This window comes from Nesterenkonia sp. YGD6 (assembly GCF_022565895.1).
GTDB lineage: Bacteria > Actinomycetota > Actinomycetes > Actinomycetales > Micrococcaceae > Nesterenkonia.
On record NZ_JAJOYY010000001.1, the window covers coordinates 490,439 to 512,546 of the forward strand.

13 protein-coding genes and 1 tRNA gene are annotated in these 22,108 nt (G+C 64.3%); 7 read left to right on the forward strand and 7 right to left on the reverse strand.

Features of this window, described 5'->3' with window-relative positions:
• Positions 1-272: 272 nt before the first annotated feature.
• The 5 genes from LTI14_RS02245 to LTI14_RS02265 all read right to left on the reverse strand — a co-directional run bounded on the left by LTI14_RS02245 (position 273) and on the right by LTI14_RS02265 (position 7,612).
• Positions 273-346 (reverse strand) — tRNA-Met (locus LTI14_RS02245).
• Positions 347-494: 148 nt separating this feature from the next.
• Positions 495-3,614, reverse strand: coding sequence for a UPF0182 family membrane protein (locus tag LTI14_RS02250; RefSeq protein ID WP_241463888.1), 3,120 nt, complete (start codon positions 3,612-3,614; stop codon positions 495-497).
• Positions 3,615-3,703: 89 nt separating this feature from the next.
• Positions 3,704-4,795, reverse strand: coding sequence for a YlbL family protein (locus LTI14_RS02255; protein ID WP_241475691.1), 1,092 nt, complete (start codon positions 4,793-4,795; stop codon positions 3,704-3,706).
• A gap of 52 nt (positions 4,796-4,847) precedes the next feature.
• Positions 4,848-6,392 (reverse strand): zinc-dependent metalloprotease, encoded by a 1,545-nt coding sequence (locus LTI14_RS02260; protein ID WP_241475692.1) that lies wholly within the window; start codon positions 6,390-6,392, stop codon positions 4,848-4,850.
• 179 nt (positions 6,393-6,571) lie between these two features.
• Complete coding sequence (locus LTI14_RS02265) at positions 6,572-7,612, reverse strand: hypothetical protein (RefSeq protein WP_241475693.1); 1,041 nt, start codon at positions 7,610-7,612, stop codon at positions 6,572-6,574.
• A gap of 73 nt (positions 7,613-7,685) precedes the next feature.
• Between LTI14_RS02265 and LTI14_RS02270 the strand changes: the two genes are divergently transcribed.
• On the forward strand, positions 7,686-8,225 hold the full coding sequence (locus LTI14_RS02270) for a M48 metallopeptidase family protein (RefSeq protein WP_241470150.1): 540 nt from the start codon (positions 7,686-7,688) through the stop codon (positions 8,223-8,225).
• 7 nt (positions 8,226-8,232) lie between these two features.
• On the opposite strand, the gene LTI14_RS02275 is transcribed toward LTI14_RS02270, so the two are convergent.
• Both LTI14_RS02275 and nudC read right to left on the reverse strand, forming a co-directional pair.
• Positions 8,233-10,425 (reverse strand): ATP-dependent DNA helicase UvrD2, encoded by a 2,193-nt coding sequence (locus LTI14_RS02275; protein WP_241463881.1) that lies wholly within the window; start codon positions 10,423-10,425, stop codon positions 8,233-8,235.
• Positions 10,422-11,495 carry an NAD(+) diphosphatase gene (gene nudC / locus LTI14_RS02280; protein ID WP_241475694.1) on the reverse strand — a complete coding sequence of 358 codons (1,074 nt, stop codon included), beginning with the start codon at positions 11,493-11,495 and terminating at the stop codon, positions 10,422-10,424. The genes LTI14_RS02275 and nudC overlap by 4 nt, the downstream gene beginning before the upstream one ends.
• A gap of 168 nt (positions 11,496-11,663) precedes the next feature.
• Here nudC and LTI14_RS02285 point away from each other — a divergent pair, with 168 nt between their 5' ends.
• From LTI14_RS02285 to LTI14_RS02310, 6 genes are all read left to right on the forward strand, one after another.
• Positions 11,664-13,313, forward strand: coding sequence for a phosphotransferase (locus LTI14_RS02285; RefSeq protein WP_241475695.1), 1,650 nt, complete (start codon positions 11,664-11,666; stop codon positions 13,311-13,313).
• Between the two features lie 220 nt (positions 13,314-13,533).
• On the forward strand, positions 13,534-14,781 hold the full coding sequence (locus LTI14_RS02290) for an MFS transporter (RefSeq protein WP_241475696.1): 1,248 nt from the start codon (positions 13,534-13,536) through the stop codon (positions 14,779-14,781).
• 1,150 nt (positions 14,782-15,931) lie between these two features.
• Positions 15,932-18,280, forward strand: coding sequence for an ATP-binding protein (locus tag LTI14_RS02295; protein WP_241475697.1), 2,349 nt, complete (start codon positions 15,932-15,934; stop codon positions 18,278-18,280).
• Complete coding sequence (locus LTI14_RS02300; protein WP_241475698.1) at positions 18,277-19,941, forward strand: DEAD/DEAH box helicase family protein; 1,665 nt, start codon at positions 18,277-18,279, stop codon at positions 19,939-19,941. Before LTI14_RS02295 ends, LTI14_RS02300 begins: the two co-directional genes overlap by 4 nt.
• Before the next feature lie 19 nt (positions 19,942-19,960).
• Positions 19,961-20,539, forward strand: coding sequence for a hypothetical protein (locus LTI14_RS02305; RefSeq protein ID WP_241475699.1), 579 nt, complete (start codon positions 19,961-19,963; stop codon positions 20,537-20,539).
• On the forward strand, positions 20,536-21,849 hold the full coding sequence (locus LTI14_RS02310) for a sigma factor-like helix-turn-helix DNA-binding protein (RefSeq protein WP_241475700.1): 1,314 nt from the start codon (positions 20,536-20,538) through the stop codon (positions 21,847-21,849). Before LTI14_RS02305 ends, LTI14_RS02310 begins: the two co-directional genes overlap by 4 nt.
• Positions 21,850-22,108 lie beyond the last annotated feature (259 nt).

The following is a 22,108-nucleotide window of genomic DNA, read 5'->3' on the forward strand; positions in this document are numbered from 1 at the left end:
AGCCAACACAAATTCTGCTGTCGACCCCGAGGCCGAACCGCAGAAGTTTGACCCGCAGGAGGGCGCGGTCAGAGACTGGTCCCCGCAAGGGGCCTTCAGAGGGCATCTCAGCTAACCCCAGACAGGCCGGACTTCCCCTGGTGAGTGTCGCACGGCCACGTCGTCCAACCTGATTCTCAGCTCTGCGCAAGGTTCTGAGCAAGGGTGGCCACATATCGGGCATTAAAAAAGGGCCGTTGGCTAGAAAACTCCTAGTCAACGGCCCTTCACAGTTGCGGGGGCAAGATTTGAACTTGCGACCTCCGGGTTATGAGCCCGGCGAGCTACCGAACTGCTCCACCCCGCGTTGCGACTTGTTTAGTCTACGCACACATTTCCTGAGTGCAAAATCGAAATGAACTGTTCGGAGTGTGATCTCCGACACCCGCCTCCCCGTCCGGGCCACAAGGGTCCGGACGGGGAGATTCTGCGGGTCTCAGATCAGCTCCGAGTGATCACTCGTCCAGGTCAGCCTCGGCCTGCAGGGCATCATCGATGGCCTGCTGCAGCTGCTCCTGGGCTTCGCCGTAGGCGGCGAAGTCACCTTCGGCGAGTGCCGCCTCTGAATCCTGGAGCGCCTGGCCTGCGCGATCCAGGGCGTCGTTCAGACGCTCCTGAGCGGGACCGGACGGCGCGGTGGGACCGTCGGTCTCATCGGCGTCGGTCTCGTCCTCGGTGGTGGCCTCTTCCTCAGCAGGCGCCTCATCCTCGGTGGTGGCATCGTCCTCAGCGGGGACGTCACCCTCGGGGACATCGAGCTCGGAGTCCACAGCGTCGCCGGTGACGCCTGCACCATCAGCCACTGCGGCTCCGGAGTCGCCGCCGAAGACCTGGTCGAGAGCCTCGTCGAGGGTGTCAGCGAAGCCGACCTCCTCGCCGTAGGCCACCAGCACCTTGCGCAGCGCCGGGTAGGCGGCCGCGGTGCCGGTGGACTGCACGTAGACCGGCTGGACATAGAGGATGCCCCCACCGGCGGGAAGGGTGATCATGTTGCCGTTGATCACTTCGGAAGCGCCCTGACGCAGCAGGTTCAGCTCCTGCGAGATCTGCGAGTTCGAGTCGAAGTTCGCCTGGGTCTGGCCGGGGCCAGGCACGGCGGTGTCACGCGGAAGCTCCAGCAGCCTCAGCTGGCCGTAGTCCTCCGCCTTCACCCCGTCCTCACCCGTGCCGGCGTCACCGGCGGCGGCGAGGAAGCCGTAGAGCACGTTGCGCTGCTGTGCACCTTCAGCGATCTGCGGGATGAACGTACCGGTCAGCGAGAAGGAAGGCTCCTCCTGGTCGGGCATCTGCAGCGTCATGTAGTACGGCGGCTGCGCCACGGAGTTCTCGTCGTCGGCGGTCGGATCCGCAGGAACGGACCAGGCGTCGTTGTTCTCGTAGAACGTGCCGGGATCGGTCACGTGGTAGCGACCGAGCAGCTCGCGCTGGACCCGGAACATGTCCTCGGGGTAGCGGACGTGATCCAGCAGCTCCGCCGACATGTTCTCGTAGGGCTGGAGCGCGTCGGGGAACACCTCCTGCCAGGCGCGCAGGATCGGATCCTCGGTGTCCCAGGCGTAGAGGTCCACCGAGCCGTCATAGGCATCGACGGTCGCCTTCACCGAGTTGCGGATGTAGTTGACCTGTCCGGTGAGCATGGGGGCTCCCTGGGTCAGCGCATCCGTGGTGGCCTGCTCCAGCTGCTGCTGGGCCGAGTAGGGGAAGTCGTTGGAGGTGGTGTAGCCCTCCACGATCCACTTCACCCGGCCGTCCACGATCGCCGGATAGATGTTCTGATCGACGTCGAGGAACGGTGCGACTTGCTGCACACGTTCACGCGGCTCGCGGTCGTAGAGGATCTGCGACTCTTCGTTCATATCCCCGGAGAGCAGGATCTCAGGGGACTGGAACTGGATGGCGTAGACGAGCCGGTTGAACAGGCCGCCGACGGCGGGGCCACCCTCACCTTCGAAGGTGTAGACGGTCTCGGTCTCGGAGTCTGCTGCCGCCGGACGGTCGAGCTCCAGCGGATCGGCACCCTCGGGCGCACCGACGATCGAGTACTGCGGCGAGTTCTCACCGAAGTAGATGCGCGGCTCATAGTCCTCATCCGAGGCCAGCTCGCCGCGGGTGGGGATGCCCTGCAGCGTGAAGCTGGGGCGTCCTTCGGGGGTCACGGTGTTGGCGTTGGCCGCGACCAGGCCGTAGCCGTGGGTGTAGATCAGGTGACGGTTGACCCAGGAGGCGTCGGTGGGCACGTTGAGCTCGCGGGCGGCGATCACCGTGTCGCGGCGTTCGCCGTCGATCTCGTAGCGGTCGAAGCTCAGCGTGTCGGGGAAGGAGTAGTACTGGCGGAACTGCTGGAACTGACCGAACGCGGCGGAGACCAGGTTCGGGTCCAGCAGGCGGATGTTCTGCGTGTTGGCCGCATCCTCCGCGAGTGCGCCCGGGGTGGCCGAGGCGTCGGCCTCGTAGCTCTCCTGCTCGATCTCATGCAGGCCGTAGGCGTAGCGGGTGAGCTCCATGTTGCGCTCGATATAAGGCGTCTCCAGGGTCCGCTCCGAGGGCTGGACCTGGTACTCCTGGACGAAGAACGGGACCAGGCCGCCACCGATGATCGCGGTGATCAGCAGCATCGCAGAACCGATGATGGAGAAGCGCCAGCGGGCGGTCACGGCGGTGATGATGAAGATGCCGGCCACCACCACCGCGGCGACGGCGAGGATCGCCTGCGCCGGGATGACGGCGTTGACGTCGGTGTAGAGCGCGCCGGCCCAGGTTCCGCTCTGGTTCTGCAGGGTGGCGTAGCGATCGAGCCACCAGTTCGCACCTTGGAGCAGCAGGAACAGAGCCGCGGTCACAGCGATGTGCCAGCGGGCTGCCTTCTCGACCACGAACTTGCCGTTGGCCTCGATGCGGATGCCGCCGAAGAGGTAGTGGGTCAGGATGCCGGCGATGCCGGCGACCAGCACGGCCGAGATCAGGAAGCCGTTGATGAATCCGAGGAACGGCAGGGTGAAGACGAAGAAGGCGAAGTCCATCCCGAATTCGGGATCGGTCATGCCGAAGGGCTGCTGGTTGAGGAACAGCATCACGTTTTCCCAGCTGCCCTGGGCCGCGGTGCCTGCGAAGAGGCCCATCAGCACGGGCAGGCCGATCATGAACAGGCGACGCATCGAGTTCAGTGTGCGCTGGTAGCGGATCACCGATTCGTTCATCTGGCTCTGCACCGAACTGGGGCGGGTGCGGAAGGCCAGGAACAGGCTGAGCCAGACCAGGCCTGCCATCACCAGGAACGCGATCAGGAAGATCACACCGCGCGCGATGCGCTCGGTCCAGAAGACATCCTCATACCCCAGCTGGTTGAACCAGAGGATCTCGGCGTAGAAGCCGGAAGATGCCACGAAAATGCCGATCAGCGCGGCGATGATGACGATCGTCAGCACCAGTGCTGACGGCCGCCGCGGCCCGGAACTCCTAGCTGGCCGGTCGGAACCGGACCCGCCGGAGTTGTCGCCGTCGTCCCCGCCCGAACCGGAGCCGAACAGGCCTCCGCCGAACGGGTTCGCGGACCCGAATCCCTGAGAGAAACTCACGGATAAACCCTCGTCTCTATATATGTGCTTGGATACATCGGTGTTGCTGGTGGGTCAGGCAGCTGACCCGGCTGGACCGGCGCACCGGTTCAGCTTCCGCAGGGCTCGAGCCCCGCGAGGAAGTCTTCGTCTGCGTCGCGGACCGCCTCGACGATCGCGCGACCTTCGGACACGTCATCGACCGCGTAGGTCGACAGCCCGCCGGGCACCCGCCCGTCGAGTTCGGCGCAGTTCGCTGCCGGGACGAGGAAGTTCTCGATCCCCTGGGAGCGTGCACCGACGACCTTCTGGGCGATCCCGCCGATGGGCCCGACCGTGCCGTCCGGGTCCACCGTGCCCGTGCCGGCCCAGTTCTCCCCGCCGGTCATGGACTCTTCCGTCATGGAATCCACGAGGCCGAGGGTGAACATCAGCCCCGCGCTGGGACCGCCGACACCGTCGAGCTGGATGTCGACCTCGACCGGGAACGCGAACTCGTTCTCGAGCATGATTCCCACGTAGTAGTCGCCATCCGCTTCTTGGTAGGTGGGGACCTCGTAGTCGAGCTCCTCACCATCGCGAAGCACTGTCAATGCTACCGGCTGACCTGCGGCGGTGTTGACTGCGTCACGCAGCCCCTCGAGTCCGGTGATGGAGCTCCCGGCCGCCGCGGTGACCCGGTCCCCGGGCTGGAGCTGCTCGTTGGTGCCGACCTGGACCGCCTCGGCGGTGAAGTCGATGACGGAGAGCTCCTGGTCATACCCGATGCCGAGCTCCTCCAGGGCCGCAGCCACCGCAAGATCCTGGGAGCTGGTCATCGCGGCGGTGTTCTGCTGCTGGACCTGCTCGGCGGTGGTGCCGGAGGGGTAGATCAGCTCGTGCGGCTGGATGTCGGTTCCGGGACGGAGCCAGCCGGTGACGGCCTCCGGGACGCGCACCGTGGAGGTGGGTGCCCCGGCGACGAACACGGTGGTCAGGTTCAGCGAACCCTCGGTCGGGTAGGTCGGTTCTCCGTTGACGGAGATGACGGCCTGGTCCTCGATCTCGCCGATGGTGTTGAACATCGGGCCAGGGCTCTCCACCAGGTAGGGGCTGGGAAGCAGCAGGCTGAGCAGTCCGATGATGAGCGCTGACGTGCCGGCCGCCGCCTGCAGGCTTCTCCGCAGACTCAGCCTCTTCGGTTTCGGGGTGTGCTCAGTCATGATGATCGTCACTCATCATCTCATCTGTGACCAGCCGCACCGGAAGATGACGTCAGGCCCCCGTCGACTTGCCGTCGTATCCGCCTTCGAGCAGCTTCTGCAGCTCCTCGTCGATCTTGGCGGTCTCTTCCTGACGTTCCGCGCGGCGCTGCTGGAATCCGGTCGGATCGTCGAGGTCCTGCTCGTCGGGCTGGACATCGGGGTGGCCCCAGACGTCATCGCGTCCGGACATCCCCTCGGTCTCGCGCAGATGCGCCCAGAGGGCGGCGGCGTCGCGGAGCCGACGGGGACGCAGCTCCAGTCCCACCAGTGCGGCGAAGGTGTCCTCGGCCGGTCCCCCGGAGGCCCGACGGCGGTTCATCGTCTCGCGCAGCCGGGACAGCGACTCCAGGTGCTCGGCGGCCTGGGTGACGACGTCGTCCACCCAGCCCTCGACCAGCGCCAGGGTGGTCTCGATGCGCTTCAGCGCGGCCTCCTGCATGGGGGTGCGCTCCTCCGGGAAGAGGCCCTCACCGAGGATGGAGTTCATCGCCTCGGGGTTGTTCGGGTCCATCTGGCTGGCGGCCTCTTCGATCCGGTCCATGTCGATGTGGATCCCGGCGGCGTACTGGCCGACGGCGTTGAAGAGGTCCTGCTCGAGCCAGGGGGCGTTGTTGAACAGGCGCATCCGGGCGGCTTCACGCAGCGCCAGGTAGAGCAGCACCTCGCGCTTGTCCACGCTGAGGCCCTTGCTGAACTCGCGGACGTTCTTGGGCAGCAGCGCGGTGGTGTTGCCGGCCAGCGGCAGTCCGGTGTCCGAGGAGGAGACGACCTCCTTGGCGAGTGCGCCCACGGCCTGGCCGAGCTGCATGCCGAAGGCCATGCCGCCCATGGACTCGATCATGCCGGTGATCTGCTGTGCGCCGGCTCCGCCCATCATGGACTCGAGCTCCGGGGGAAGGCCTGAGCCTTCCTCGCCGAGCTGGTCCTTGATGGCGCTGCCGAGGGCCTTGGAGACCGATTCGGCCACCGGTTCGGTCAGCCGCTTCCAAGAGTCGAAGGTCTCCTCGACCCACTGGGCGCGGGACCAGGCCTGGCCGATCTGCCCGGCGGTCTCGAAGGTGGTGGCCCCGTCGAGCCACATGTCCGCCAGGCGCAGGGCGTCGTCGATCTCCTTGCGCTCGGCGGCCGAGACGCTGGGGTCATCGCCGGCGGCGGCCTGGCGTGCGGCCTGCCGCGCCATGGACCAGTTGACCGGGCCCTTGTCCTCGTCGGCGGGGTTCTGCATGGCGGAGAACATGGACTGGACCTGTCCCATGATCTGCTGCATCATCTGCGGGTTCATATCGGCCATGCCGGGGATCTGCGAGGGGTCGAATCCGGGAGGGAGGCCGGGGATTCCGCCCTGATCACCGGCGCCTGCACCGCCACCTGCGCCGGGGGTGCCGGTGAAGCCGATGCTGGGGCCGCGCTTGGCGGCGTCGTCCTTGTCGGCGTCATCACCGGGGGTCTGCCCGGGCATCTGCCCGCCGAAGAGCTGTTTGAAGAACTCCTCCATGGGGTCACGTGGGTCTTCCCCGTTGCCCTGGTCGTTGCTGCCGGAGTTGTTCTGGCTCATCGGACGCTCCCTGTGGTGATCCTGGTTCGGCCTGAGAGACTCCAGCGTATCCAGCGCGGCTCCGTGATGTCTGTATGGGCGCGGTCAGTTCGCCACAGGATGAAGTCGGGCTGTGATGTTGACGGTGGGGCTGCCCCTTCTCAGCTGTTCTGCTCGCCTGTTCTGATCCCCCGCCCTCATCACTCGGAGACGGGAGTGTTCAGCCGGCAGGCGCATTCCGGGTGTGGGCTCACGTGCTCCAGGCTGAGCTTCCCGGTCGAGGCGGAGAGGCCGATCATCCGCGAGGCGGTCTGCGGCGTGACCTCGCCATCGATGGCGAGCTGGACCTCGCGGGCGAGCAGGCTCGCCACCACCGTCGCAGACTGCGGGTCCTCCTGATCCAGGGGAGGATTCGCGGTCGGATGCTGTCCTGCGAGCGCGGTCTGCACGGTGTCCCAGTGCGGGTCTGCTGCGGCGCCGTGCAGCTGCAGGCACTGCGGGCAGGGGCCGTGGTCGCGGCTGAGCAGCGGACCGATCTGCCACTGGTCGGGGCCCGTGCCCAGCGGGTGCCGAACCACCGGCAGCACCAGCTGGGCCCGGGCGGCTGCGGCGGAGAGTCGCGCCGGGGCGACGGCGCGCCGGGCGAAGATCACCTGGATGTCCACCGGCTCCTGCGGCAGCGCGGGCGGGGTGTGCGGGATCGGGAGCGAGGTGTTCGCGGCGGACGCCGAGGTCTGCCGGGCGGGCGCCGAGCAGGTGATGACTGCTGCTTCGGGGTCCTGCCGCAGGCAGGACCGGCGCACCGCGACGGCGCGGGTGAGGCCCACCGCGGCCGCGGGATACCCGGCCGCCACGTCGGCCCGGTCGACGAGATGATCGTCGCGCAGCAGCAGCAGGCCCAGGGGCAGGCGGGTCAGCTGCTCGGCGAGAAGCGCAGCCGGGCGGGGCAGCCCATCGATCAGCACCGCCGCCAGCTGGCGTCGCGCCTGCACCCGGATCGCCGCTGCGGCGGTGGGCGGGCAGCCCTCGGCGGGGCGCGGGCAGCCCTGCTCGGGACAGGAGTCTCCGTCGTCGGCAGCTTCTTCGCCGCGGGTGACGCTGACCGGTTCCTGCAGGCGTTTCAGGGTCTGCCGGGCAGGGCCGATGATCCGCACGGCGCGGTCACCGGCGCCGAGCTGGATGGTGCGCGCATCGAGCACGAAGACGTCTTTCCATTCCGCGGGCAGTGTCCCAGGATCCATCTCCCTATCGTGCCAAGGCCGGGATGGTCGGGCTGAGTTTTCCACAGTCTTGGGCCGGGCTAGGCTCCTTCTCATGGCGTCGAGGCAGCTTCAGCAGCAGATCACGGTGGACGGCCAGCAGGTGCTGGTGGTCCGCTCGGCTCGGCGCACCCGAACCATCTCGGCTGATCAGGTGGCGGGGACTCTGCGCCTCCGGGTTCCCGTGCGGCTGAGTCAGCGCGAGATCGAAGACCACGCCCGAGCCTTTCAGAAGAAGCTCAGCCGCCGCGCGGCACGGCGACCGCGCAGCGATGAGGAGCTGCTGGCACGGGCATCCGCGCTCTCGGCCCGCTATCTGGACGGCGTCCCGCAGCCGGAGGCGGTGAGCTGGTCCACCCAGCAGCACCAGCGCTGGGGCTCCACGACATCGACCACCGGGACCATCCGACTCTCCTCGCGGCTGCGTGAGATGCCGGTCTGGGTACAGGACTCGGTGCTGGTCCACGAGCTGGCGCATCTGATCGAGCCCGGGCACGGGCCGAGCTTCAAGGCGCTGGTCGCGAAGTATCCGCGCACCGGCGAGGCCGATGCGTTCCTTGCCGGCGTCAGCTGGGCCGACCACCACGCCGACTGAGCCCTGATCAGACCTCTTTGAGGATCTCGCGGAGCCGGTCGCCGTGCTTCTCGAGCTTGCGCTCGCCGATGCCGGGGACCTTCAGCAGCTCCGCGTCCGAGGTGGGCTTCAGCTCGGCGATGACCTCCAGGGTGGCGTCGGTGAAGATCACGAAGGCGGGCACCTCGAGCTCCTTGGCGTAGTCGCTGCGCCAGGCGCGCAGCTTCTCGAAGAGCGCCTCGTCGTAGCGGGCGGGGCAGCTCTCGCAGCGGCGCCGCTTGACCTCGGTGGCCACCGTGAGGATCTTCCCGCAGGTCGAGCAGGTGGAGGCCTTCTTCTTGCGCGCCGCGGCGTTGGGGCTCAGCCCGCCCGCCGAGGGGATGATCTTCCGGCCCGGCTCCTCGATGCCCATCTCCTTGCGCAGCGGGCGCAGGAAGCGCGAGGGGGTGCGGCGGCCGCGGCCGCCGGTGTGCCGGGAGGCCGCGGAGGAGAGGAAGAGGAACTTCCGTGCGCGGGTGATGCCCACGTAGAACAGCCGGCGCTCCTCGTCGACCTCCTTCTGGGTCTTGGCGAAGGTGATCGGCATCAGCCCTTCGGAGAGTCCGGCGAGGAACACCGCCTCCCATTCCAGGCCCTTGGCCGAGTGCAGCGAGGCCAGCGTGACGCCCTCCACTGTGGGAGCATGCTGCGCGGCGGAGCGCTCCTCGAGCTCGGTGATGAAGCTGCGCATGGTGAAGTCTTCGCGCTCGGTGGAGAGCTGGTCCGCGAGCCCCACCAGAGCCGCCATGGACTCCCAGCGTTCGCGGACCGCGCCGGTGGCCTCGGGGGCCTTCGCGGAGTAGCCGTGGGAGGAGAGGATGTCGCGCACACTCTTGGACACCGTGTCCCCGGCGTCGTCGACCAGTGAGGAGGTGCGCAGGGCGGCGAGCGCCTCGCGGACCTCCCGGCGGGAGAAGAACCGCTCGGAGCCGCGCAGCTGGTACGAGATCCCGGCAGTGGCCAGGCTCTGCTCGAAGGCCTGGGACTGTCCGTTGGTGCGGTAGAGGATGGCCACCTCGGAGAGCGGCACCCCTTGTTCCTGCAGCGCCTTGATCTCGGAGGCGATCCACCCGGCCTCGGTGTCGTCATCGGCGTGCTGGATCAGCTTCGGGACCGGGCCGCGCTCGCGCTGGGAGATCAGCTGCAGCGGCTCGGGCCAGGGCGCCGGATCGGTGAGGCGAACCGTCTCTCGGGTGCGGTCGGCCAGCAGCGAGTTCGCCAGCTTCACCACCTCGGGGGTGGAGCGGTAGTCACGGACCAGCTTGACCAGGTTCGCCTCGGGGTGGCGGCGCTTGAAGCCGAGCAGGTAGTCCGGGGTGGCGCCGGTGAAGGAGTAGATCGTCTGGGCGGCGTCGCCGACCACGCAGATCTCGTCGCGTCCACCGAGCCAGAGGTCGAGCATCCGCTGCTGCAGCGGGGAGACGTCCTGGTACTCGTCGACCACGAAGTGGCGGTACTGCTGGCGCACCTGGGCGGCCACCCGCTCATCGTCCTCCAGGATGCCGACGTTGAGCAGCAGCACGTCCTCGAAGTCGATCAGGTGCTTGTCCAGCTTCACGTCCTCATAGGACTGATACAGCTTGGCGAAGGTGCGGTGGTCCACTCCCCCGGGCGCGGGCCGGCCAGCGCCCTCGGCGGTGGCGACCTCCAGGTAGGACTCCGGGGTCAGCGTGGAGACCTTCGCCCATTCGATCTCGCTGGCGAGGTCGCGCAGCGCGGCACGGTCGGTGGTCACGTGCAGCCGGCGCGCGGCCTCGGCGAGCAGCCGGACCTTGTGGTCGAGGATCTGCGGCATGGTCCCGCCGATGGCGACCGGCCAGAAATACTGCAGCTGGCGCAGCGCGGCGGCGTGGAAGGTGCGCGCCTGGACCCCGGGGGCGCCCAGCGCGCTGAGCCTCGAGCGCATCTCGGCGGCGGCGCGGGCGGTGAAGGTCACGGCGAGCAGCCGGTGCGGATCATAGACCCCGGCGCGGACGCCGTAGGCGATCCGGTGCGTGATCGCGCGGGTCTTGCCGGTACCGGCCCCGGCGAGGATGCACAGCGGACCCTTCAGCGTGGAGGCGGCCAGGCGCTGTTCCTCGTCGAGTCCGTCGAGGATCGCTTCGGGCGGGGCGGCGGCCAGCTGGGTGGCGGAGAGCGTGTGTCCGGTGGAAGAGCTGGAGGAGAAGGCGGGCTGACTCATCGGGGCTGCTGTCCTCGCTGACCGGGCCGGCCGTTTGTGCTGCCAGTATTCGCGCGGCTGGGGGCCGGGCGCGGCTGGGCATCGGAGACCGCGTTGATCAATGTTCCGTGCCAGCGTTCGATCAGCGCCCGGGAGATCGAGGAGCGGGTCGGCAGGGTGACCTCCCCGGCCTCGGCCGCCTCGGTGAGCTCTGCGCGGGTGAACCAGCGGACGTCACGGATCTCGTCGCCGTCGGGCCGGGCCACGGAGGCATCACAGGCCACGGCGAAATGCCCGAGCATCAGCGAGCGCGGGAAGGGCCAGGACTGTGACCCCATATAGCGGATATCGGAGACGACGACGCCGGCCTCCTCCTCGATCTCACGGGCCAGTGCCGCTTCCACCGACTCCCCGGCCTCGACGAACCCGGCGAAGGTCGAATAGCGGCAAGTGTCCCAGCGGTGGGCCGAGCCCAGCAGGATCCGGTCATCAGAGTCCAGCACTGCGGTGATCACGGCGGGGTCGGTGCGCGGGAAGGTCTGCGCCCCACAGTGGGGGCACACCCGGCGCCAGCCCGAGACCTCCACCTCGGTGGCGGTTCCACAGGAGGCGCAGAAGCGGGTGCCGACATGCCAGGCGGTGATCGCCAGCGCCTGGGTGAGCAGGGCGGCGTCGAGCGGGGTCAGCTGAGATCCGGCGAAGGCAAGGTCAGCCCAGGTGGTCCCGGCGGCGACGTGCTCATCGGCGGGCTTGGGGTGCGCCACCGTGACCACGTGAACGAGCGCGGCCGCGCCACCGCGGCTGCCGGAGACACCGTTGCTGGCAGCTCCGTCGGGCAGCTCGGCGGGATCCACGGCACCGAGCGCCACGGCACCCTCGGGCAGCGGGCCGGTCGCCTCTTCGTAGTCCAGCCGGTTCCCACTGAGCCGGGCGCGACGGCCGTATAGGCGCAGCACCCGGGTGCCGGGGGTGGACCAGACTTCGCTGAGCCATTCGGGGCGTTTGCGCTGGGCGTCGAGGCGGTCGATCCGGGCCCCGTCCTGGGGCAGGACGAGCAGGCCTTCACCAGGGTCCCGGAGGTGCATATGCATATCCTCCACCGTACCGGGCCCGAGACTGCGGGGAGCACCCGCAGGACCTATGTGGACAGTGAGGATCGCCGCACCGAGAGGACCGCATGAGTGCCAATCCCGTGTGATTTCATCAATTCAGCGTGGCCCGGCCGCGCGTATGGGGTCTGACCCCATACGCTGGTCCTCGTGCGATGGACATCGATGGAACTTGCGGCCCTGGCGACCGCGGCAGTGCCGGGCCTTTCCCCGACCGGCGTGGCCGCGGCGGCCGACGACGCCCGCGACTTCACGTCCGCCGTCGTCATCGACTCTGAAGGTCACCGCTGGAGGATCCGCTCTCCGCAGCACCAGGAAGCGGCGATGCGCCTGGAGACCGAGCTGCAGGTGCTGCGCGGCTTCTCCACCGGCATCCGCGCCGAGCTGCCCTTCCGGGTCCCCTCCGTCGCCGGCGCCGTGCGCCGCGGGGAGATGCGCACCTTCGTCTACAACCACCTGCCCGGCACCTCGCTGGAGCTCAGCGAGCTCTCCATGCAGCCGCAGGCCGTCATCGAGGACATCGGGCGCACCATCGCCGCGATCCATGACCTCGACGAGGCCGTGGTGGACAACGCCGACCTGCCCCGATACTCCGCCGAGCGATACCGCCAGCGTCGACTCAACGAACTGGACCAGGCTGCCACCACCGGGGAGATCCCGGCCCTGCTGCTGCGCCGCTGGGAGCACGCCATGGAGGACCGCGAGCTCTGGGGCTTCACCCCCGCCGTCACCCACGGGGACCTGCACGAGGATTCACTGCTGATCGAGGGCAAGCGCGTCATGGCCGTCACCGGCTGGACCGACCTGCACAGCGGCGATCCGGCGGATGACTTCGCCTGGCTCACCGCTGCCGGGGATGCCGAGTTCACCGAGAAGGTCCTCGCCGCCTACCGCCGCCACCGCACCGGCGAGGTCGACGAGCACCTGATGCGCCGCGCCGCCCTGACCGCGGAGTTCGCGCTGGCCCAGTGGCTGGTCCGCGGGCACGCCAGTGAGAACCCGGAGATGATCGCGGAGGCGAGGGGTCTCCTGGAACAGCTCAAGACAGACATCGAGACCTACGGCGGACAGCCGATCGCATTGACCCCGGTGGCGGGCGATGAACCCGCCGCGCCCGCCGAGGAACAGGACTCCCGTCCTGTGGCCCGCGCTGGTGCCGCGGCGACCGTGGCCGACACCGGCGAGTGGGCGGACTCCGGCGAGGACGACGACGAGCCCGCCGTCATCACCGACGCCGGCGCCACCCAGACCAGCCACCACCAAGACCTCACCGAGGACGCCGGCGCCACCGGCGAGGTCCCGGCGTTCGCGCCCCGCCCGCTGCCCGGGGATGAGCCCACCGGCTCCATTCCGGTCATCGCGAACGAGCCCCCTGCCGAGGAGCCCATTCCCGACGTGATCTTCGATGAGGAGGACGAGGGCGACCTCCCGATCCACCCCGATGAGGCCTCGGAGCGTCGGGCGAAGGATAAGCACTTCTTCCCCGCGGTCGCCTCGGCGACTTCGGCGGCCTCCACGGGGTCTGCATCTTCGGCCCAGTCGGCACGTTCCGCCGAGTCTGCCCAGTCCGCCGCCTCGGCACAGTCGACATCCTCTGCGCAGTCTGTGCCGGCTGCGCAGCCGGTGCCCCCCGTGCAGCCGGCAACAGCAACCTCCTCGGAGCAAGGCGAATCTCCCGATTCACCTGAGTCCCCGGACTCACCAGAGTCCGCCGACTCCGCCCCCTCCCCGGAAGAGTCCGAGGGCGGGAACGAGTCGATCTATCAGCGGCACCCGGGCCTGCGCCCACCGACCGCCTGAATCTCCTGGTTCGGCCTCCTCACCGCCGAGGAGAGGCCTGTCCAGGACCCCTGCACGTCAGGCCCTCAACGTCGAGGTGCGGCGCCGCCCCGGGAATGATCCCCGCCGTGGCGCAGTTGTCGGATGAGTGTCTTCTCCCGGCTTCTCGGATTTGGCAGGCTCCACGCGCGCTCTGACAGGTGCACCCCACCATTGACCGGCTGCAGCACAGGATGACGATATGACCACGGCGGAACAGACCTCAGCAGGCACGACCTCTCCGAGCGCGACCCCCGCGAAGCCCAAGTACACCCGCAGACAGGTGGCGCTGGCGATCGTGGCACTGTCCATCGGCGGGTTCGCCGTGGGTGTCACCGAGTTCGCGATAATGGGGCTCCAGCTTGAGGCCGTCGCCGATCTCGGCATCACCATCCCGCAGGCCGGCATGTTGATCAGCGCCTACGCCATAGGTGTGGTCATCGGCGCGCCCATACTTTCCATCCTGGGTGCCAAACGGGAGCGGAAGGCCTATGCCCTGCTGCTGCTGGGCGTCTTCGTGTTCGGCCATGTGCTGAGCTTCTTCGCACCGAACTACGAGACCATGTTGATCGCCCGGTTCCTCTCCGGACTCCCCCACGGCGCGTACTTCGCCGTGGCTGCGCTGATGGCGGCCGAAATGGCGGGCCCTGCCAAGCGCAGCCGTGCGATCGCCGTCGTCCTGGGTGGTCTGGCGATCTCCAACGTGCTCGGCGTACCGGTGGTGACCGCGCTGGGTCAGCAGTTCGGCTGGCGCTGGATGTTCATCTCGGTGATCGTGCTCGCGCTGATCACCATGGTCGCGGTGGCCCGCTACGCGCCGCGGCAGATGCCCCCGGCGAAGGCCACGATGCGTTCCGAGATCAAGGGCCTGAAGAACAAGCGTCTCTGGGTGGGTATCATGCTCGCCGTGGTCGGCTTCTCCGGGATGTTCGCGCTCTATTCCTACATCGCCCCGGTCAGCACCGAGGTCACCGGCTTCCCAGAGAGCGCGCTGCCCTGGGTGGTGGGGCTCTTCGGTGCCGGCATGGTGGTCGGTAACTTCGTCGGCGGCTGGGCGGCGGACAAGTCCGTGCTGGGCACCGTGGTGGTCGCAATGGCCCTGGTGGCGGTGTTCATGGTGCTCTTCGCCTACACCGCGCACATCCCGGTGCTGATGCTGATCTTCCTGTTCCTGGTCGGCCTCTCGGCCAGCGCGCTGGGCCCGTCGATGCAGACCCACCTGATAGACACCGCCCCGGATGCACCGCAGCTCGCAGCCTCGCTGCACCACTCCGCGTTCAACGCCGCCAACGCGCTCGGCGCCCTGGTGGGCGGCCAGGTGATCGCCGCCGAGATGGGCTTCCGCGCCCCGAGCTATGTCGGCGCCGGAGCCGCCGTGCTGGGTGTCATCGTGGCGCTCTACGCGATCCACCTGACCCGGAAGATGAAGACCCCGCGCGTCGCGATCTGAGCGCTTGAGGTTCCGCAGGGTGACGGTGTCTTGGCAGCGCGTTGCCGTGAGTTCAGGTAGGTGCTTCGCGAGGACTGCGGACATGCACTCGAGCAATTTTCGTTGGATGGCAAGGATACATTTCATCCAGTTGGCGCATCGCGGGTCACAACCCGGTCTCAGGTGAACCGAGGACCAATCCGTCAGTAATAGTCCGCAGGTCCACTAGCTAGTCGATGACCACGCTACATAGGAGAACCAAGTCCGATTCAATCAGCGCCGCCAAGCCACGGCAGTGTGGCAAAGCCCTTTGAGTTGTCACTCTCGATCCTCGAGACCCTCTGTGCAGAACATATCGTGGTGGACGTCTGCTCTAATTCTCTTGCGCGCCTGCGGTAGCCCCATTCATCATCCTTGTGCCGAGCACGCCGGACGATGAAGCTGCGAAATGGCGACTTCAATACGTCTAGATCCTGGCAGACCTGAATCTTCGTCACACTGGCATCGTCGGTCTCGAGCCCAGAGACTTCGAACTCCTTGCGAGGGGTCTCGATTGGGCGAGTCTCGCATTTTTCTCGTCAGGACGGAGGCCAACCGCATACTCAGCAAACCGATCACTCTCCGGGCTATCGTCGACGTGTAGCCCCCGAGTCGCGACCCATTGGTACTAACATGAGGTTGATGCGCCATTCGCCAGAGACGTGTGCAAGTTAAAGAGACATGAGGGGACCGTGAATCTGTGGCCAAAATTAGGATTATTCGTTGGTCGAGTGAACTCACCCGAGAGTGTGGCACGCAGAAGTATCCTCGCACCCGGACTGCCAGCCGGAATCGGAAGTCCCACTTGACCAAGTTTCAAATCACGGTTCCGCTGCACCGAAACCAGATTGATTCGCTCGTGCACGCCACTGAGCTTAATGCCGGGCTTCAGAACTGGTACGAATTTCTCAGGGAGCGGGTGATTCCTTTACGGCGGGACACTTTGTGTCGCGTTATCAAGGGCTATCCCGATGACTACGAGCACGGCTCGACAAAGTCTGTCGATCAAGAGTTCGATGACTTCGCTGAGCGCACAAGTCCGCCCGGAGTTCGGAACCCACAGAGGCGGAGTGCCCGCGCAGGGACGTCTCTGGCGCCCAGACCCATCAGATTGTCAAGTAAGGAGTAGCCCATGAAGATCACCCCATCCCCAAGGATCCTCTCCATGCTTGGCGAGATCGAAATCGCTGACTGGCAGTGCCTTGCTGAACTCATCGACAACAGCATCGACGCCGTTCAGACACGCAAGACTGGCACGCCAAATCCCCATGGCGAGGTTGATAATGCCGCCCAAATTGACGTCCTCTTGCCCACCGCCAGAACCGAACGTGCCGACGCTGAAGTCGAGGTGAGGGATCGCGGACGCGGCATGAGCCAGGAACAGCTTCGCAAGGCGGTGCGTGCCGGCTGGACAGGCAATGACCCCTTCGAACAGCTCGGTCTTTTCGGCATGGGCTTTAATGTCGCCACCGCACGCCTCGGCAGAGTAACCGAGGTCCTGACAACCACCGCAGGTGAGTCAACGTGGCGAGGGGTGCGGATAGACCTGGACAAAATTGGGGACGACTTCGACGTCCCTGAGTTCACGGTTCCGAAAGACGACGCTACGACCCACGGCACCAAGATTCGTGTCACGCGCTTGGATCCAGACCGGTACCGATACCTAGCTGGTCGTTTCGAGGTAATCCAGACGAAGTTGGGGGAGATCTACTCCTGGCTCCTAGAGAACTCCAAAGTGAACCTCCGCGTCAACGGTAAAGTGGTTCGACCATACACCCACTGTGTTTGGAGCGATACTCGCTATGTAACCTACGGTGCCGGTCGAAACCAGGAACAAATCCCTGCGGTAATCAGAATCGATAAGCAGCTCGCCGACGCCCAAGCCTGCAAAAATTGCGGCCACTGGCAGAACCTAGGGAATTTTGAATGCGAACGTTGCCTCAATTCGTCCCTTGAAGTACGTGAAAGGCGTATTACCGGCTGGGTTGGCATTCAACGATACTTGGACTCCAATAACTTCGGCATCGACTTCATTCGCAATGGGCGCAAGATTCTGGTGCACGAGAAGTCCGTGTTCGAGTGGGTGGATCCGAATGACTCGATGACTAGACAACATGAGTACCCCATCGAGCTTCCAGCTAATAAGGGGCGAATCGTCGGCGAAATTCACCTCGACCATGTCCCAGTCGACTATAAGAAGGATCGGTTCGAGACCTCCTCCCGGGACTGGATCTTCGCCATCAATTATCTGCGCGGGGAAGGACCACTGCGCCCCAGGGCGGCGACCAAAGCAGGGTATGAGCAGAACGACTCACCGATCGGTAAACTTTTTCGGGGCTACCAGCGGAACGATCCAGGTCGAAAGTGTCTGATCCCCGGCGATGGGAAGACCGCTATACATACGACGGCCGCCGCTTGGGGACAGTTGTTCCACCGCGGTGACGCTGAATACCAGAACGACCAAAAATGGTGGGAGGCGGTGATCAACCACGAGGAAGACGTGGCGCGGAAAAACGCGCCCGGTCCTGAAGAGAGTGGCTCGAGTGATGACGATGCCATCCTTCGTGCGTTGGGAGTGCCGAAATCGAGCACCTCGGAAGTGGCCCCCAGGATCGACGCGGGTAACGCCCAATCCCCTGTCCAAGTTGTTTCGACTAAGCCAAAGACCGTATCGGACCAGGTTGACGCACTTTTGAAAGACGCTAAAGGGAAGCCGGCACTGACTCGTGAGTATCGGATTCACGCGATCAGTGACCACCTGGACATTCAAGCCTGGGAGGTAAAAAAACCGATCGAAATCGGCACTAACGCCAGACGATCACCTGTGTATCTGTACCCAACGGGTGGCGGCGCAGCGCACCTCTTCATCGACACGACTCACGATACGTTCCGGACCCACGGGGCCGAAGTCCTCGAAATCGTGTCTGCGGAAGTCGCCCACTTTCTAGGAGTGCGGAAAAATGCGCTCGGTAACGAATGGAGACTTTCGCAACTCATTGCGGAACTGCGCCAGGACACCTTTAAGGATGCCAATCTCGACTTTACTACTGTGCAGGAGTCCACCCGGAGTGTCATCGGCCGAATCAGCACCCTAATCTCCTCATCGGCCGAAGAGGACCCCCAACGGGCCTGGGCGATGTTGAGTCGTCAGGACATCTCCCGAATGGAGACGACATACGCCTCCCGAGGAGAAATCCTACGCTCGGACACAACAGACTTCATTGAACACGTATCAGCCCTCTATCTTGTGCGTTTATTGGAGACTTGGCCGGAAATTTTCACGGATGGAAACGTCTTCGAGGATCGTTATGCCTCTTTGACGTCCGATGAAGCTAAACAACTCGTCAAGTCCCAGTTGATGAGCTTGCTACTCGACTGCGCGTCGGTGGCGTCCGAGGAGCGAGAAGTTGCCTCCCTCAACGTCCTAAAACGGGCCCGTCTTTCTCTAGAAATGCTCGAGCAGAGGATTGCTCAGGCGTGAGCTCACCTACCTGGCTATGCCCCGGTCCGCTCAAGGACGCTGGACCCGCAGGCCTAGTTAAGGCGACGGAACGGGTTCTCTGGCACCTGGGATTCAATGACGTGCGCGCCATAGATGGTGCGGGTGATCGGGGCGGGGACATCCTCGCGGTTCGGGAAAATGCGGAATGGGTCATCCAGTCCAAATGGTCCACAGCAGGCCCCATTGACGCTGCGGGGGTCAACGAGGTCAGTGAGGCGTTCGCGCACTATCGGGCTGACCACGCTGTGCTAGTGACGAATACGGACCTGTCCGCTCCCGCCCGAAAGCGAATAAAGGCTCTAGAAGCGGTAGGCGTACGCATCGACGTGTGGAACGGTGCCACCCTCGCGCGGCTCGGCTCTGGGATGGACGAGGCCGTCCCCAATCGACACGAAGCCCGTGACTATCAAGAGCAGGCAGTCGAGGCGATCGAAGCAGATCTGGAATCGCGAGGAAAAGCACTTCTCATCCTGGCTACCGGACTAGGTAAGACAGTGGTCGGTGGTAACGTAATCAATCGATTCGTCCAGCGCCACCCAGGAGCCAACGTCCTGGTGTTGTCTCACCTCAAGGAGCTGTCCGCTCAACTCGAGCGTGCTATGTGGAGCCACGTTTCGAAGAACGTTCCCACCAACTTGCTCACAGGTGACGACAAACCTGCCGAACGCAGTGGGATACTCGCCGCCACCATCGAGTCCGCCGTCGGAGCTGTCCATGAAGGCTACCGACCAGACCTAATCATGATCGATGAAGCGCATCACGTGGGAGAGAACAGCCGTTACCGGCAACTTCTCGACTTGGTGCCTGACGTACCATATTTCGGCGTCACCGCAACGCCATGGCGAGGCGACGAATTCGACTTGTCTTCGGTGTTCGGAGAACCTTCCTACAAGATGGGGATCGCTACCGGCATGGCTCGCGGCTGGCTGTCTGAAGTTGACTACAGAATGTTCGTCGACGATATCGACTGGGACCTCGTTCGCGCGGAGTCAGAAAACGGCTACTCCATCAGCGAACTCAACGGTCGACTATTTTTGCCACAACGGGACGCCGAAATCTTAGATGAGCTCCGGAATGTCTGGATGAGCACTGTGGAACCCAGAGCCATCGTGTTCTGCCGAACTATTTCCCATGCGGAAGAGTTCGCGCGGTTATTGCGACAATCCAATCCTGCCTGGCAAAGCGCGGCCGCATTGCACTCTGGTATCTCCATTCAGCAGCGGAATGTTCTTCTGAACCAATTCAAACTCGGTCGAACTCGGATACTAACGTCCGTTGACGTACTCAATGAAGGTGTTGACGTTCCGGACGTTAATATAATTGCATTCCTGCGCGTGACCCATTCCAGACGTATCTTCGTCCAACAACTTGGCCGCGGGTTGAGACTGGCCAAGAACAAAGACCATTTAAAGGTACTTGACTTCGTCACTGATGTACGCCGGGTAGCTGCGACCCTGAACCTTCGTCGCGAGATCGACGGTGAGGTCGAGCGCCTGAACCTAGAGGGGGCGCCTGCTGACGGCATTACGTTCTCCGATGAGACCGTCGGAACTCTCCTAGAACACTGGATAAAGGACGCTGCGAACGTAGAGTCGTCGTCAGATGAAGTAAGGCTCCAGTTCCCTCCGGAACTGCGTTGAGTGGGTAAGGAGACGGACAATGGCGACTGGACGGATCCCACGAAGCACTCGCGAAGACGTGGCCAAAAGGATCCTCGAACGAGCCGTAGAACTTGGATGGGAAGACATGACCCACGGCGAACGGTCGGCAACCTACGAACAGTGGGTAGTTGACCCGCAGATTGGTGGCATGATCGGAGCGTACTTGCCGGCTGAACGAGTCCGGGTGTGGATCAAGGACGGCCCCATGAAGGAATACCGTCGGGCTAGAAGAGGGTTAGGTCCGTATGCCAAGTTCGTGCCCACCGCTGTGGCCATGGAAGGGATGATCAGCACCATCGTCCTTGGAAGTGAATGGGCTGTCCTGCCTCAAACTATCGGGGTCAAGCCCTCTCGGTTCACCGCGATCGGCCCTGAAGAAGACGAAGTAACCATTTATTGGGGCAACCCTTCGGACCTCAAACACATCGTGTGGGGAGGACTGATCGCGCCGCGCCACGTCACCATCCGCATGGTTGTCGTGTCTACTCCTACACAGCCGCTCACAAGCGACACGAAGGCCCTCATTCATTCCCTGCAATCCAAACTCGGGACAGACATTAGAATGATTGACCGATGACGCATTCCACCCAAACAGGCCCCAACTTCGAGCCCGCGTCACTAGCACACCTAGTGGAAGAGTTTTCGCGCCTGGACCCGAGGCAGCAAGACGCACTCCTCCGGCACGGATACGGGCAATCCAGAGGTCCCCGCACCCTTGCTGAACTGGGTGCCAAATATAATGTGACACGGGAACGGATCCGTCAACTGGAAAACCGTGCAAAGGGTGTTCTCCTAGATTCCCTAAACACTCTCCTACCCGAGTGGCGCAAACAAGTTCTCGAATCTTTCGAGAATCGGCCCGTTGTACACTTGAACCAAGTAGCACGCGCGATTAGTTCCGGCGAGGCAGGCTTAGCAATCGCCCCCATAATTCTCGACGAGCTCGAGTTTCGGCCGGTCAAGAAAGCTAAGTGGTGGTACTCCCTCGATCCTAGCGCTGTTCAAGAAATCCTGGATTCGATGTCGCCCACTGGTCCCATTCTAAAGAATGACTGGGAGGAACTCATCGAGTCCTCAGCGCTGCCTCCCGACTTCTATGGCACGTTAGCCAGCCTCATACCAACCGTGGAATTCGGGCGGCATCTAGTGCGCAAGAATTCTCAGCGCTACGACAAAATTGCCGCAGTCCTCATGGACGGGCCACTTCGGACTGATGAGATAGTTAAACGAACAAAATTGAGCGCAAACTCCGTCCGAAGCGCCCTCGACCATTACGATGATTTTATCTCCCTTTTGAAGAGCCGGTGGGCGCTTATAGGCACCGTAGAGGGGCCCAAATACCGAAGCACTCTTCCTGCCGTACTCGACATCTTAAAAGAAGAAGGTCCGCAGAGTTACCGCGACTTGGTGCGCAAGGTCACTGCGGTTCACGACGTCAGTCCCTGGCGAGTAGACCAATGTCTGGACAACTACCAAATCGGAAACATGGCCGACGGGCGGATCTGGCTCGTCGAGCATGGCGCACAGAAACCTAGTGAAACCGAACCAGAACAGCCTGAACACATGGTTGCGATCGGAGACCGGGTAGGAATTCGTCAAACCGCCAATTACGACCATGTCCGGGGAAGCGGTTTCCTCGTGAATAAGTGGCTATGCTGGCGACTTGGACTCCGAGCAGCCCCACAGTCCGTAACCTTTGAGTCTGAACTCGGGAGCGAGCTCACAATTACCCGTACGGGCCAAAAAGCCTCCTTAAGCTCTGTCCGCAGCGCATTGGAGTACTTTGGCGTCATCGAGGGCTGTGAATTTGTGATTACTTTAGATATCGAACGGCAGGCATGGTCACTCAACCATACTTGTCCAGTTGATGGATGTTCGGCCATCTGAATCCGCCTGCGCCTCGGAAGAAATAATCTTCGTTGCTCTCCTGGCTGTCATGGTCAACAGTCTCTGGAGTTGATTTCCCGCCCTTTTCTTCCCCGGGGAGGCTCAATCCGGAGACCAATACCATGCGTGAAGCGGCCCCTTGTTTCAACAGCTCGACGCCTGGAAATGGTTTCTTCAGTCATTAGAGTTAATGTGGCAGCAGCACCGGTTGCCCCATCGACTACAGGATCTGTTGAGGCAGTAATTCTAAGCTCGACGA

Coding starts and splice junctions, on each gene's coding strand:
- LTI14_RS02275 (WP_241463881.1), bottom strand. CDS start 10,425: ATGAGTCAGCCCGCCTTCTCCTCCAGCTCTTCCACCGGACACACGCTC.
- LTI14_RS02295 (WP_241475697.1), top strand. CDS start 15,932: ATGAAGATCACCCCATCCCCAAGGATCCTCTCCATGCTTGGCGAGATC.
- LTI14_RS02265 (WP_241475693.1), bottom strand. CDS start 7,612: ATGGATCCTGGGACACTGCCCGCGGAATGGAAAGACGTCTTCGTGCTC.
- LTI14_RS02270 (WP_241470150.1), top strand. CDS start 7,686: ATGGCGTCGAGGCAGCTTCAGCAGCAGATCACGGTGGACGGCCAGCAG.
- LTI14_RS02255 (WP_241475691.1), bottom strand. CDS start 4,795: ATGACTGAGCACACCCCGAAACCGAAGAGGCTGAGTCTGCGGAGAAGC.
- LTI14_RS02310 (WP_241475700.1), top strand. CDS start 20,536: ATGACGCATTCCACCCAAACAGGCCCCAACTTCGAGCCCGCGTCACTA.
- nudC (WP_241475694.1), bottom strand. CDS start 11,495: ATGCATATGCACCTCCGGGACCCTGGTGAAGGCCTGCTCGTCCTGCCC.
- LTI14_RS02260 (WP_241475692.1), bottom strand. CDS start 6,392: ATGAGCCAGAACAACTCCGGCAGCAACGACCAGGGCAACGGGGAAGAC.
- LTI14_RS02290 (WP_241475696.1), top strand. CDS start 13,534: ATGACCACGGCGGAACAGACCTCAGCAGGCACGACCTCTCCGAGCGCG.
- LTI14_RS02305 (WP_241475699.1), top strand. CDS start 19,961: ATGGCGACTGGACGGATCCCACGAAGCACTCGCGAAGACGTGGCCAAA.